Genomic DNA, 13,733 nt, shown 5'->3' with positions numbered 1-13,733 from the left:
TGTAGCAGAATCTATGTCTAATATTTTAGACAATTTTGTAACAAACTACTAATATTCAAGCATAACTTTATTATTTTATTAAAAAAGCTGGGTTTTTCCAGCTTGCTTTCTTAGTTTAAATTACTAATACCATTTAAATATTCCACTATCCACTGTCGATCAATATATCCTAAAAGTTCCTTATTTTGGTTTTGCACTGCCACTGCTTCATGATCGCACAACAGTTGCAGCAGCCTGGCGATAGTTTCTTCTTCACCAATTACCATCATATCAGGCAGTGACCTTAAAGCATCTTTTTTATATTTATTAAATAAAGCCGCCTGCCTCAAAGGCGTTTCGTATAAGTTATTGCCCCAACTGCCTTTAAAAAAGTCTCTCACAAAGTCATTTGCCGGGTGTCTTAAAACTTCTTCCGGTTTGTCCACCTGCAATAATTGCCCATCTTTCATAATACCAATTCTGTCCGCCAAAAGCAGCGCCTCATTCATATCATGAGTGACAAATATAATGGTGTTATGAAGCTGTTGATGCAAGTCAACAACCAGTTTTTGCAAATTTGCCCGTGAGAGTGGATCAAGGGCACTAAACGGTTCATCCATTAAGACAATAGGCGGCTTAGAAGCAATTGCCCGTAGTATTCCAATCCTCTGTTGCTCCCCACCAGATAATTCATGCGGATATCTTGAGGCATATTCTTGCGGATTTAACCCCACTTTTTCTAATAATCGTGCAGCTATTTCATCAAGGTTCTTGCTCTTACCCTGGATCGCCGGAATCAGAGTAATGTTTTGAGCAACTGTCATGTTGGGAAAAAGTGCAATTTGCTGCAAAACATAGCCAATTTGCCAGCGCAATTTTTGCACATTGTATTCTGTAGTGGGCCGTTCATTAACTAAAACCAGGCCAGAATTTGGGTCTTCCAAACGATTAATCATTTTAACAGATGTTGTTTTCCCACTACCGGAGTTGCCAACTAAAACAAATAATTCACCTTGCTGAACATCGAGATTAAGGTTATTTACTACTACTTTATCAGCAAACGATTTTTTTACGTGATCAAATTTTATCGCTGAAGTCATCTTACTTCTCCTTAAGCAAATGCTGTTTTACTAAAAAATTATGTGCAACTTGTCCCGGATCCATATTTTTAACGTTTACTTCATAGTTCATTTCCTGCATTTGCTTTTCAGTAATTCTGCCTGCTAATTTATTCAAACTATGCACAATATGGGGATGCTTATTTGCAAAGTCATTACTCATTAAAGGAGCACCCTGATAAATAGGGAAGTTATGTTTATCATCTTTTAAAATACTTAAATGATACTGACGCAACTCACTGTCAGTTGAATAGGCATCAACGATGTTAACTTTATTCTGGTTTATTGCTTGGTAGCGCAGAGCCGGCTCCATTGATTTAACAGGAAAATCGATTTTGTATAGTTTCTTGATCCCTTTAAAACCATCCCCACGGTCAATGAACTCTAAAGTCATGCCGCCCTTTAACTGATTAGTAATATTAGCCAAATCACTGATTTTCTTTAAATGATTTTTATTTTTAAAAGAGGTTTTGACAGCCAAAGCATAAGTATTATCATACGCCATGGGTTTAAGCAAAGTTAGTTTATCTTGCTCATACATTAATTTTTTAGCTTTTTCATAAGTCTCTTTTTCGCTTAGTCCTGCTGTTTTTACTGGAGATTTGGCAAAAGTTTCCAAAACGGTCCCTGTAAATTCAGGGTAAATATCAATCTTGCCATTTTTCAAAGCACTGTATAAAAAGGTCGTTTTACCAAAATTGGGTTTCAGAGTCACCTGCACATGTGAATCGTCTTGCTCGATTAAATCTTTATACATATTGATCAAAATCTCTGGTTCAGAACCCAACTTGCCGGCAATAATAATAGTCTCCTTTTGACTGGTAACTGCTTGGTAAATGCCGCTTCCAGCCAAAAATATAATGCTGACACTTAAAATTCCTAAAGCAGTTTTAACCGACGCATGCTCCAGCCACTTAATCAAAGCACTTAACGTGATTGCTAAAATACCTGAACATACTGCTCCTATAACAATTAATGCGGTATTATTACGGTCAATTCCCAATAGAATAAAACTACCAAGACCACCAGCACCAATTAAAGCCGCCATAGTGGCAGTTCCAATAATTAAAACCAGTGCTGTCCTAATACCGGAAATAATTGTTGGCATAGCTAAAGGCAATTCTACTTTAAGCAACTTTTGCAAACGAGACATGCCAAATGCGTCTGCAGCTTCTTCAAGAGCAGGGTCAATTTCAGTTAAACCCAGATAAGTATTCTGAAAAATTGGTAATAAGGCGTATACAACTAAGGCAATCACAGCAGGTACTGTTCCTATTCCTACAAGTGGAATTAGCAAACCCAACAGTGCCAATGAAGGGATTGTCTGCAATATACTGGCAATTTGTAATAAAAATTCCGCAGCCCTTGTGTGTTTTACTGCCCAAAAAGCCAGAGGCATTGCAATTACCATTGCAATTAGTAGCGAAACTAATGAGATTTGCAGGTGCTGCAATAGGGCTACGCCCAAATCGCCCCTGCGCTCACTTAAGATTTGGAAAATTTGATTCATCGTTTAATTCCTTTTGTCTAGGCCAATTTTTTAATTATCCTAAATTACATAAAGCACTATGCTAATAGCTTTAGACCTAGCTAATTTCTTAAACCTTACCATAACACAAACCTGAGTTCTGCAAGCAATTATTGCTTGCAAGTCTTTTTAAGCAAAAAAATTCCCAGCACCATAATGCTGAGAAAATTTTATCAAAAATTACTGTATTTCTTTTTTACCAGTATATAACTCGTAGTAGTAACCCTTTTGCTTTAGAAGCTGCTCATGGTTACCGGCTTCAATAATATGACCATGATCAAGTACTAAAATCAAGTCCGAGTTAACAATTGTAGATAAGCGGTGCGCTATGACAAAGCTAGTACGTCCTGCAAGCAGATTATCCATACCAGACTGGACAAGCTTTTCTGTTTGCGTATCAATGCTGGAAGTTGCCTCATCTAAAATCATGACTGGCTCATCCGCAATCATCGCCCGCGCAATACTGAGCAGCTGCATTTGACCCTGAGACAGGTCTCCGCCATTACCATCAATAATAGTTTTATAGCCTTCGTCCAAGTGATGAATGAATTCATCGGCATGCGATAAGTGCGCTGCCTGGTACACATCATCATCACTTGCTTCAGCATTACCAAAACGGATATTATCCATAACTGTACCGGTAAACATGTGTGTGTCCTGCAATACTATTGATAACGACCGCCTTAAATCATCTTTTTTAATTCTATTAATCGGAATACCGTCATAAGTTATAGTACCAGAATTAATTTCGTAGAAACGATTAATCATATTAGAAATAGTGGTTTTGCCCGCTCCAGTTTCACCAACCAGCGCTACTTTCATACCAGGTTTGGCATCAATCGAAATATCATACAAAATTTGTTTATTTGGCGAATAACCAAAGTTAACATGATCAAAAACAATATGACCATTGACAGTAACTTTCTTCACTGACCCATCTTTTTGCGGTACATTCCAGTGCCATGCACCCTTTACATCTTCGTCTTTAGTGATGGTTACATCACCATCATCAACTTCAACTATCTGATCTTCTAATTTAAAAATTCTTTCCGCACCGGCTAATGCCATTACGATAGAATTTAACTGTTGCGAAATCTGAGCTATCGGCATTGCAAATTGTTTTGATAACTGCAGAAAGGCACCAATAACACCTAATGAAAGAGGTGCAATATGATTGATGGCCACCGCACCACCTAAAACAGCAATTAACACATAAAGCAAGTTGCCCAAGTTACCCATAATTGGGAATAAAATCGTGGCATAAGTATGAGCCTTGCCAGATGCTACCTGCAATGAATCGTTATAAGCATTAAAATCTTGCTCAACTTCAGGCTCATGGCTAAAGACTTTAATTACCTTAAGGCCATTAAGCATTTCTTCATTATAACCGTTAACTTGTCCTAATTCTTTTTGCTGCAGCTTAAAGTAATGAGCTGAACGTATCGTTAAAAAGCGTACAACGATAATAGAAAGAGCAAAGACTATTAAAGTAAAAATAGTTAGCTGCCAGCTTAAAACCAACATCGCACCTAAAACGAAAATAAGGTTTAAAGTTGAGTTCATAAACTGTGGAATCGATTGTGAAATCATTTGTTGCAAAGTATCAATGTCGTTTGTATAACAGCTCATGATGTCGCCATAATCATTCTCATCGAAATAAGAAATTGGCAATTTTTCCATGTGCTCAAACATTTCCATCCGCACTCTGAATTGGACTTTTTGAGCCAAAACTGCCATTAACATTGCAAAAAGATAATTAGAAATGAATCCAATAGCGTAACAGCCAAACATTACTGCAATTGCGTGCAAAAGTGGACCGAAGTCTGGTCTGGCCTCTTTAGTTAGCGGAATAATGTAAGTATTTATCAAGCGCTCGATAAACAAGGATCCTAAAACATTCGCAGCAGCCGTGAGAATTATGGCAACCGTAGAACTGATAAGCATCCAAGGACTGGTACTAGCAACTAATTTAAGCAGACGCCACAGTATTGCAGAACGTTTACCAGAGATTTGGCTATTTTGTTTTTCCACTGCTTTATTCAAATTAATCACCTACTTCTTTTGTTCTTCTTGAAACTTGGCAATTGAGCTGTACAGATCATTGCGTTTCATTAACTCTTCATGTGTACCAATATCTTGAATTTTACCATCATCCATGACAATTATTCTGTCTGCATCCTTAATGGATACGATTCTCTGCGAAATAATTATTTTAGTGGTATCTGGCATATTTTCTACCAGTGCTTCGCGGATTTGACGCTCAGTTTGTGTATCAACCGCTGAAGTAGAATCATCCAAAATTAAAATCTTAGGCCTCTTCAGCAATGCCCGCGCAATTGTAATTCTTTGCTTTTGGCCACCGGAAACGTTAGTCCCCCCTTGTTCAACCATAGTTTCATATTGGTCAGGCATTTCACGAATAAAATCATCTGCATGAGCAATTTTGGCAGCAGCAACAATTTCTTCATCAGTGGCATTTTCGTTACCCCATTTCAGGTTCTCCTTAATGGTTCCTGAAAACAGAACATTATTTTGCAAAACCATTGCCACGTTGTCGCGCAGTGTTTTTAAATCATATGATTTTACATTGTGTCCAGATACCCGAACGGCTCCTGAGTCTGTATCATAAAGCCGTGGAATCATGGATACTAAGGTTGATTTAGATGACCCGGTTTTCCCAATAATACCAATTGTCTCACCCGGTTTAATGGTTAGATTGATATTGTTTAAAGCTAGGTTCTTATCATCTGGATCATATTTAAAATTAACGTGATCAAAAATTACTTCACCATTGTTTACATGCTTTAAAGGTTTGCGTGGATTTTCAATTGATGGCTTTTCATTGATAACGTCAGCAATTCTGTGACCACTAGCAGCAGAGACAACCAGCTGTGTAAAGATCATAGCCAACATATTCAAACTGCCTAAGACAGAGTTTGAATATGAAAACATTGAGATAAGCTGACCGGTTTGTAAACTGCCACCAACAATTTCTTTGGCTCCAAACCAGCAAATAGCCAAGTTAGAAATATTTAACACTGCCATAACAACAAGTGAGTTCAGCGACATGATTTTTTGTGCAGTTGCAAATAGTCTGTAGATAAAGCCGGCAGATTTTTTAAATTTAACTGTTTGTGCTTCTTCTTGAACATAGGTTTTAACTTCACGAATGCCGCGAATGTTTTCCCGCACTACTTGGTTCATGCGGTCATAGCCCCTAAAAATCTTAGGAAAATACTTGCTGGCACTTTTAATAATGATACCGAGCAGAATGACAAAAACTGGTGCAATCACTACAAATACCAGTGATAATTGGGGACTGACAATAACAGACATGATTATTGACACCAATAACATCATTGGCGCTCTGACAGCAATTCTAATTAATATTTGATAAGACATCTGAACGTTATTAACGTCAGTCGTCATTCTCGTCACCAAACTGGCACTAGAAAAATTGTCAATATTTTCAAAAGAATAATCTTGCACATGATAAAACATGTCTTTACGCAAATTGGCTGCAAACCCAGCTGCAGCATGAGCAGAGGCATAACTGGCACCAGCACCTAAAACAAGTGAAAGAACCGTAAACACCAATAAAACAATACCGCTTTTAGTAATGTAGGGCATGTTCCCTTTCATAATGCCATTATCAATTAAAATACCAACCAAATATGGTATTAACATTTCAATGATAACTTCACCAGTGACAAAGAGTGGTGACAGCAAAGACAGTTTTTTATACTGCCTGATTGACTTACTCAGCGTGTTAATCATTAAATACCTCTTTCTAATTTATTAATGCGTTATTTTTAAACGTGTATTCAGTTTAAAAAGGATAAATAGATTCATGATAAATCTATTTATCCTTTAAAACATATAGTTATCTAAGTATAGCCCTTTTCTTGACAAAAAGCACCTATTTGCTCCTATCAGCTGGTGAAAAAGCAGAGCCGATAATTTGATAATGACGACGGAAAAGCCAGCGAATACCAAATACCACTGCAGCAATTATTAAATTATATATTCCAGGCAAAACAGGATTTATAATTTGTAATGCTCTCAGAGATAAAACGCCAAAGCAGATAAAGAGCAATGCCATCATTGAAATAAAACCCCAAATTAATTTTGACCAGGGGATCTTGCGATTTTTACTGCCATTAGGTAAGACCCATTCATTATACTTCGTCATAAAAACGCCCAGTGCAGCACCAACAATCAACAAAGTTAAGGCACCCATCTCTGAATTATATTTGTTGTTCTTTTGGAATAAACCAATTAAGCCAAAAAGACCAAATAGCAAAGCTACATAAAACAGTGCATTATCCGTGGCATATTGCCAAAACGGAATATCTGAAGCTTTCTTCTTTTTGGGCTTTAACATGTCAGCAGCTTTTAATTTAGGTGACATGCCGTAATATGTACTGGCAGGTTGACCATGACGCTGTGCAATTATTAAATCATTCAAGAGCGCATCTACTCTTTTTTGAGCCTCTTCATGACTCATCTTGCCTTGTGTTTCAAGTTCTTTCTGCAAGCGAAAAACATAGTCAGAATTTTTATTGCTAAGTTGTTTACGCAACTCGGCAGGCTGCATTTGTTTGACCTCATCATCTATATTTTGATTGATTACTTTTTCCTTTAGTTTTTCCTGCTTGTTAGTATCTATTTTAGCTTGTGCTTCAGTTTTCTTTTCTGCCATTATTATTTCCTAAACGTTAAATCTAAATTCAATAATGTCGCCATCTTGAACTTCATAATCTTTCCCTTCAAGACGCAACCTACCAGCTTCTTTAACTTTCTGCATGGTTTCATATTTGTCTAAATCCGTGTATGAAACTACTTCCGCGCGAATAAATCCGCGTTCAAAATCAGAGTGAATAACTCCAGCCACTTGTGGTGCTTTCATCCCCTTATGGAAAGTCCAGGCACGAGTCTCAGGACCACCAGCTGTAAAGAAAGTTCTTAGTCCCAAAATATGGTAGGCTGCCCGGATTAAACGGTCAAGACCCGACTCAGTTACCCCTTCAGCTTCTAAAAACTCGGCTTTTTCATCATCATCCAAACCAGCAATCTCTTCTTCAGTAGCTGCAGAAATTCCTAGACATTCAGCATTTTCACTTTCAGCGTGCTTTTTAACAATTTGATAATATTGATCTTTTTCGGGATCGGCCATTGAATTTTCAGCAATATTAGCAACATAAATAACTGGTTTATCAGTTAGCAAGAACAAGCCCTTAACAATTTTTTGTTCATCTTCATTGAACTTGATAGAGCGAACGGCGCGACCCTCTTCCAAAACCGGTTTAATCTTTTGCAAAACGTTATATTCAGCTTTAGCTTCCTTGTCATTTTGCTGGGCAATCTTTTTCACCTTGCTAATCCGACGATTAACGGCATCTAAATCAGCAATTGCTAATTCCAGATTAATAGTATTGATATCTTCTTCCGGATCTACTTTGCCAGTAACTGAAGTGATATTGTCATCTTCAAAAGCACGGACAACATGAATAATGGCATCAGTTTGGCGAATATTTTCCAGAAATTTATTACCCAAACCTTCTCCTTTTGAAGCTCCCTTAACTAAGCCGGCAATATCAGTAAATTCAAAAGTAGTATGAACTATTTTTTTAGCAGGAATCAATTCCTGAATTCTAGCAAGTCTCTTGTCTGGAACTTCAACCATACCAACATTCGGTTCAATCGTAGCAAACGGATAGTTGGCCATTTCCGCCCCCGCTTTAGTAATTGCGTTAAACAAGGTCGACTTACCAACATTAGGCAGCCCAACAATCCCAGCAGTTAGTGACATTTTTTATCCTCTTTCTAAAACAAAATCAGTTATTATCTTGATTAAAGTGTGGTTGTGCTATTTCATTTTTAGGCACATAAAGCTCATTTTTGGTGTTGACCGGATCATTCGCCTTAGTTAAAACTTTTTTAAAGTTATGTGTAAATTTTGAACGCGGCATCATTACGATGTGGCCGCAGCCCATACATTTTAACCTGATATCTGCTCCTAAGCGTAGAATTTCCCAGTCATTAGTTTTACAGGCGTGAGGCTTTTTCATCAGTACCGTGTCCGCTAAACTATAGGAAATTTCTTTATTCATCAAGATCGACTCCTAGTACATCAAGTATTCTATTTAATTCAGCAGTTGAAGAAAAGCCAATAGATAAATGCCCACTGCCTTTTTTACTTTCAGAAATATTGACAGTTGAACCCAATCTATTAGCCAGCTGATGTTCAGTAGCACGGATAAAAGGTGACTTCTGCACTGTCTTTTTGCGTGGCTTTTTAGCATTAAGATTGGCGACCAGTGCCTCAACTTTGCGCACTGGCATTCCTTCTTTAACCACTTGTTTTGCTACTTCATCAATCTTGTCTTTGTTTTTTAAACCTAAAAGCGTTCTGGCCTGACCCATTGAAAGATCACCATGCTGAAGCAAATGCTTTGTCTTGTTCGGTAAAGTAAGCAAACGCAAGTAATTTGCAATATAAGGACGGGATTTGCCCATTCTTTTTGAAACTTCTTCTTGAGTTAAGCCTAAGTTTTTTTGCAGCATTTCATATGCCTGGGCTTCTTCAAGCGGTGTTAAATCCTCACGCTGCAAGTTTTCCAGAACCGCAACTTCCATCATTTGGCTTTCACTAAAGTCACGCACAATGGCAGGTATTGTAGTCTTTTTGGCTAGTTTTGAGGCACGAAAGCGACGTTCACCAGCGATGATTTCATAGCCCTTAACTGACTGACGGACGATTATCGGTTGAAAAACCCCGTTTTCTTTAATTGAATCAGCCAGCTCTTTAAGAGACTTATCATCAAAATTTTTGCGTGGTTGGTAGGGGTTCGGTCTGATATCGCTTAAATTAAGATCCTGAATTTCTTCCTCATTGTCTTCAATCTGTGGCTCATCTTCAAACAAGGCTTCAATTCCGCGACCCAGGCCACCATGTTTTTTTGTATCTTTACTTCTTGAGTTTCTTGCCATGATTCTTCAACACCTCCTTAGCTAAATCATCATAAACTTCGGCACCACGAGAATTTGGCGCATATTCAGTAATTGCTTCCCCATAACTAGGTGCCTCCGCTAGTTTGGTAATTCTCGGGATAATAGTTTTATAAACTTTATCAGAAAAATAGGAACGTACTTCTTTAACAACTTCAGCGCCCAGATTAGTCCGGGCATCCAGCATTGTCAGTAAAACTCCCTCAACTCCAAGGTCTTTGTTAAAGTGTTTTTGTACTAAACGAATCGTATTAAGCAACTGACTCAGACCTTCCATAGCATAATACTCACTTTGAACCGGAATTAAAATTGAATCCGATGCTGTAAATGCATTTATCGACAATTGCCCTAAAGAAGGTGGACAATCAATAAAGATAAAATCATAATTGCCACTAATTGAATCTAAAGCAGATTTTAAGCGAGTTTCACGTGCCATCATACTAATCAATTCTGTTTCAGCACCTGATAAATTAATAGTTGCCGGAACTAAATCCAAGCGATTAGTTGAGGTATGGAAAATCGTATCTTTAAGCGGAACATCATTAATCAAAACACTATAAATATCTTGATCAATCTCGGATTTTTCTATTCCCAAGCCAGAGGTTGCATTACCTTGCGGATCAATGTCCACAATTAAGACTTGATATCCGCGTTCCGCAATCGAAGCCGCTAAATTAATAGTTGTGGTCGTCTTGCCAACGCCACCTTTTTGGTTAGCAACCGAAATTACACTCACCATATTTTCCATGCCTTCCTACTTTCTTTTTAATTCTATAGTAATCATATAATCATCAGGATCGTTATTTTCCTTAAACTTAACCTTAATACCTGACTGCTGTGCAAGCTTTATTGCCTTTTTAATCGTATTAATCTGCACTTTTAGGTCTTTGGGAATTCGATTGGCTGCTCGTCTTGTTCTTTCAGCCTGTTCTTTTTCTTTATCCTTAGCATTTTTACCGGCAAAATATTGTTCTACATTTTTAACTATTTTTTCGGTGTCGCTCACATTAAGGTTATGAGCCAAAATTTCATCGAGAACGCGGCTTTGATCTTTTTCACTAAGTCCAACTAGACAGCGTCCATGACGAGGAGAAATTTCTCCACTGGCTAAATAGCTCTGCACCTTAGGCGTTAACTTTAAAAGGCGCAACTTGTTCGCTACATAAGATTGTGACTTGCCAATATTTTGAGCCAAAGTTGTTTGTGTTAAATTATTTAACTTCATGAGGTTATTATAGGCTTGTGCTTCATCAATCGGATTTAAATCTTCTCTTTGCAGGTTTTCTATTAAAGCTAATGAAGCAGCTTGACTATCATCCATATTGTTTACGATAGCCGGAATTTTTTCCCAAGCTAGATGTTTTGCGGCCCGCAATCTGCGTTCACCAGCAACAATTTCATATTCATCGCCCTTTTCACGCACAATAATAGGCTGAAGCAAGCCATCTTTATCTAAAGTCGTTGCTAATTCACGAATTGATTCTTCAGAAAACTCATGCCGTGGCTGATATGAATTAGGTTTAATTTTACTTAGTTCAATATCTTGAACTTGTTTATTTTTAGGTATTTCTTCATGATGACGCAAAGAAGAAAATAATGACATTTTGAGTCCCCCTGTTTATTGAATTGGTTTACGGTGTGGTGTGCCCGCCTGCCGCGGGTACTTTTTAGGTGTGGCCTGCACTTTTTTCACCAAAATCAGCGTGCGGTCTTCACTGCTATGAGGCAATTGCAATTCTTTTACAGCAGTTGTCTTGCCACCTAAAGTTTTTAAGGCTTTTTGACTGGAATTTAATTCATCTTCGGCTTTTGGTCCTTTGAGAGCGATAAAATTGCCATTTTTCTTAACTAGTGGCAAACAATATTCACTCAACACAGCCATATTAGCAACAGCACGGGCAGTTACAATATCAAACTGCTCACGATACTGCTTATTCTGTCCAACATCTTCTGCACGCCCATGAACTAAAGCAACATTCTTCAAGTCCAGTTGAGTGACTAATTCCTGCAAAAAGTTCAGTCTTTTGCCCAGAGAATCAACTATTGTTACTCGTAATTCAGGCACCATAATTTTTAAAGGAATTGAAGGAAAGCCTGCTCCTGCACCGACATCACATAAAGTCTGAGATTTCGTAAATATTTCGCCAAACGCAAAAAGAGGAGTAATACTGTCAAAAAAATGTTTTAAGTAAACATCATCTTTTTCTGTTATTCGTGTTAGATTAACTTTTTTATTAGTCTCAATCAGACTGGTAAAGTATTGGTTAAATTGGTTGATTTGATTTTCATTTAATTTAAAATTACGTTTTGATAATTCTTGGACAAACTGTTCAGGATTCATTTTTCACCCGTGAAACCTTGTTTCACACCCTTTAAATTTAACGCTAAAAATGGCTTATTGTAAAGTCAATGCATCCCTTTAATTATGGAATATTTTTTGACTATCGTCAAAGTCTAAACGCATAAATTAAGCTATAATATCGTCAAAGGAGATTAATATGATTGTTACTTTAATTGTTCTGGCTTATTTGGCACTAAAAACTTATAAAGGATTTCAAACAGGCTTTACCAGACTAATAATCAATTTGGTATTTTCTGCCATTGTCTTCATTGCAGCAATACTTTTTCAAAATCCTGTCGGCAATTGGCTTTATAGTCAGATCACGGGACAAAATATTCAAACCACATTAACTCCCGGAACCAATTTGATGCTTTTCCGTTTTTTAGCCTTTTTCGTTATTGTCTTTATCGGCAAAATGGTGGTTAAGATTTTTAAAGGATGGGTGCCAAATAAAAATCCTCATGCAACTAATTTTGGCAATTTACTAGATAGCGTATTAGGTGCTGTTGCGTCTTTTTTTGCCAGTTATTTTTTTGTTTATATTATTTTGTCTATGCTAAATGCTTTACAAAATCCGTGGTTTATCCAGCAAACTCTTGATTCATCATTTATCCGTTTCATTATTTACAGTACGCCAGGTTTATCCAATGGTCTGTTTAACAGCATTTTTAGCATTAGTCGAACAGCTGCTTAAAATAATTAAAATTAGAACTCCGTTTTTATTTTAAAAAATAAAAATGACGCCTTTTTCATTTCCCTTTTAAGATAAAAACTTACTGTAACAAAAAAGTGCCTTCCGAGGCACTTTTTAATTTATTATTTTTGAAAATTGTCATACTCAACGTGCTCATCATTATAAACAAAAACAGCTCCGATGCGATCAGGATTATCATGCCAACCAGCTACCGGCTTACCTGCAAAAAACAGCCTCTTGCATTCAATTTCTGCTTCAACTGAATACTTAGTAAAGGTAGTGACTCCAGCTAAATTTGTTTCAACCGGATAGCCAGTCCGAGGGTCAATTAAATGGTGATATTTATGCCCGTCAACTTCCAGGTACCGTTCATAAGTACCACTGGTAACGGCTGAACATTGTGGCACCATTACCGAAGCTATATTATTGCCACGAGGCTCTTTAGGATCCTGCACTCCCACTGACCACTGACCACTAGTCCGTTTAGGAGAATCACCAACAAGTAAAATATTGCCGCCAAGATTAATAATTCCAGCATGAACGCCATAAGCCATCCAGTAATCCTTAATGCGATCAGCAATCCAACCTTTAGCAATACCGCCAAGATCTAATTCCATTCCTGACTTTTTCAAAAAGACGGTTTGATCAACATCATTTAAGTCAACGCTAAACGGGTCAATCAGTTTCATCCTTTCTTTAATCTGATCATCAGTTGGAACATGGGCATCTTTAAAACCAATCGCCCATAGTTTAACGACTGGACCAATTAAAGCATTAAAGCCAAAATTTTTTCGGCTCTCTTCTACTGCCAATTTGATCAAATCATAGGTACCACTGGAAACTTGCACGGGATGTTTACCAGCCGCATGGTTTACATCCATAACTTCAGATTCATCACGATTAACTGTCAACAGATCTTCATAATGATCAATCAAAGTAAAAGAATCATTAATGACGCTTTTATCCAGTGCTCCAAAGATTTGTAAAGTTATTGATGTGCCTAAAGCATGATGTTGTCCCACTTGTTGTTCTAAAGCTAAATTTTTTATCATTGATTTTATC

At 37.4% G+C, this 13,733-nt stretch carries 13 protein-coding genes; 1 reads left to right on the top strand and 12 read right to left on the bottom strand.

The genetic code is table 11. The annotated features are described in order from the left end of the window. Nucleotides 1-110: 110 nt before the first annotated feature. The 11 genes from F5ESL0261_RS01350 to rsmG form a co-directional block, all read right to left on the bottom strand. Nucleotides 111-1,079 (bottom strand): ABC transporter ATP-binding protein, encoded by a 969-nt coding sequence (locus tag F5ESL0261_RS01350; RefSeq protein WP_122051889.1) that lies wholly within the window; start codon nucleotides 1,077-1,079, stop codon nucleotides 111-113. A 1-nt stretch (nucleotide 1,080) separates the two neighbouring features. Continuing rightward, nucleotides 1,081-2,607 (bottom strand): ABC transporter permease/substrate-binding protein, encoded by a 1,527-nt coding sequence (locus tag F5ESL0261_RS01345; protein ID WP_122051888.1) that lies wholly within the window; start codon nucleotides 2,605-2,607, stop codon nucleotides 1,081-1,083. A 198-nt stretch (nucleotides 2,608-2,805) separates the two neighbouring features. After that, nucleotides 2,806-4,677, bottom strand: a complete 1,872-nt coding sequence (locus tag F5ESL0261_RS01340; protein ID WP_122051887.1) for an ABC transporter ATP-binding protein — start codon at nucleotides 4,675-4,677, stop codon at nucleotides 2,806-2,808. Next, nucleotides 4,678-6,402, bottom strand: a complete 1,725-nt coding sequence (locus F5ESL0261_RS01335; RefSeq protein WP_045927482.1) for an ABC transporter ATP-binding protein — start codon at nucleotides 6,400-6,402, stop codon at nucleotides 4,678-4,680. A 142-nt stretch (nucleotides 6,403-6,544) separates the two neighbouring features. After that, nucleotides 6,545-7,327, bottom strand: coding sequence for a DUF1129 family protein (locus F5ESL0261_RS01330; RefSeq protein WP_122051886.1), 783 nt, complete (start codon nucleotides 7,325-7,327; stop codon nucleotides 6,545-6,547). A gap of 9 nt (nucleotides 7,328-7,336) precedes the next feature. Continuing rightward, complete coding sequence (gene ychF, locus F5ESL0261_RS01325) at nucleotides 7,337-8,437, bottom strand: redox-regulated ATPase YchF (RefSeq protein WP_034978903.1); 1,101 nt, start codon at nucleotides 8,435-8,437, stop codon at nucleotides 7,337-7,339. Between the two features lie 25 nt (nucleotides 8,438-8,462). Further along, entirely contained in the window at nucleotides 8,463-8,738 is a 276-nt protein-coding gene (locus F5ESL0261_RS01320; protein WP_034978905.1) for a DUF951 domain-containing protein, read from the bottom strand. Further along, nucleotides 8,731-9,618: a ParB/RepB/Spo0J family partition protein gene (locus F5ESL0261_RS01315; protein ID WP_122051885.1), complete on the bottom strand. Its 888-nt coding sequence runs from the start codon at nucleotides 9,616-9,618 to the stop codon at nucleotides 8,731-8,733. Before F5ESL0261_RS01315 ends, F5ESL0261_RS01320 begins: the two co-directional genes overlap by 8 nt. Next, entirely contained in the window at nucleotides 9,596-10,375 is a 780-nt protein-coding gene (locus F5ESL0261_RS01310; protein WP_034979054.1) for a ParA family protein, read from the bottom strand. Before F5ESL0261_RS01310 ends, F5ESL0261_RS01315 begins: the two co-directional genes overlap by 23 nt. Before the next feature lie 15 nt (nucleotides 10,376-10,390). Beyond that, entirely contained in the window at nucleotides 10,391-11,239 is an 849-nt protein-coding gene (noc, locus tag F5ESL0261_RS01305) for a nucleoid occlusion protein (protein WP_109585803.1), read from the bottom strand. 15 nt (nucleotides 11,240-11,254) lie between these two features. After that, nucleotides 11,255-11,977: a 16S rRNA (guanine(527)-N(7))-methyltransferase RsmG gene (rsmG, locus tag F5ESL0261_RS01300; protein ID WP_122051884.1), complete on the bottom strand. Its 723-nt coding sequence runs from the start codon at nucleotides 11,975-11,977 to the stop codon at nucleotides 11,255-11,257. Between the two features lie 157 nt (nucleotides 11,978-12,134). On the opposite strand from rsmG, the gene F5ESL0261_RS01295 reads away from it, so the two are divergent. Continuing rightward, complete coding sequence (locus tag F5ESL0261_RS01295) at nucleotides 12,135-12,671, top strand: CvpA family protein (protein ID WP_122051883.1); 537 nt, start codon at nucleotides 12,135-12,137, stop codon at nucleotides 12,669-12,671. Between the two features lie 122 nt (nucleotides 12,672-12,793). Here F5ESL0261_RS01295 and F5ESL0261_RS01290 read toward each other — a convergent pair whose 3' ends face one another. After that, entirely contained in the window at nucleotides 12,794-13,723 is a 930-nt protein-coding gene (locus F5ESL0261_RS01290; protein ID WP_109585800.1) for an FAD:protein FMN transferase, read from the bottom strand. Nucleotides 13,724-13,733 lie beyond the last annotated feature (10 nt).

It is taken from the genome of Lactobacillus sp. ESL0261, assembly GCF_003693025.1.
Lineage (GTDB): Bacteria > Bacillota > Bacilli > Lactobacillales > Lactobacillaceae > Lactobacillus > Lactobacillus kullabergensis.
The sequence above is the reverse complement of the archived record's forward strand: the minus strand, read 5'-3'. Positions and strand labels throughout refer to the sequence as shown.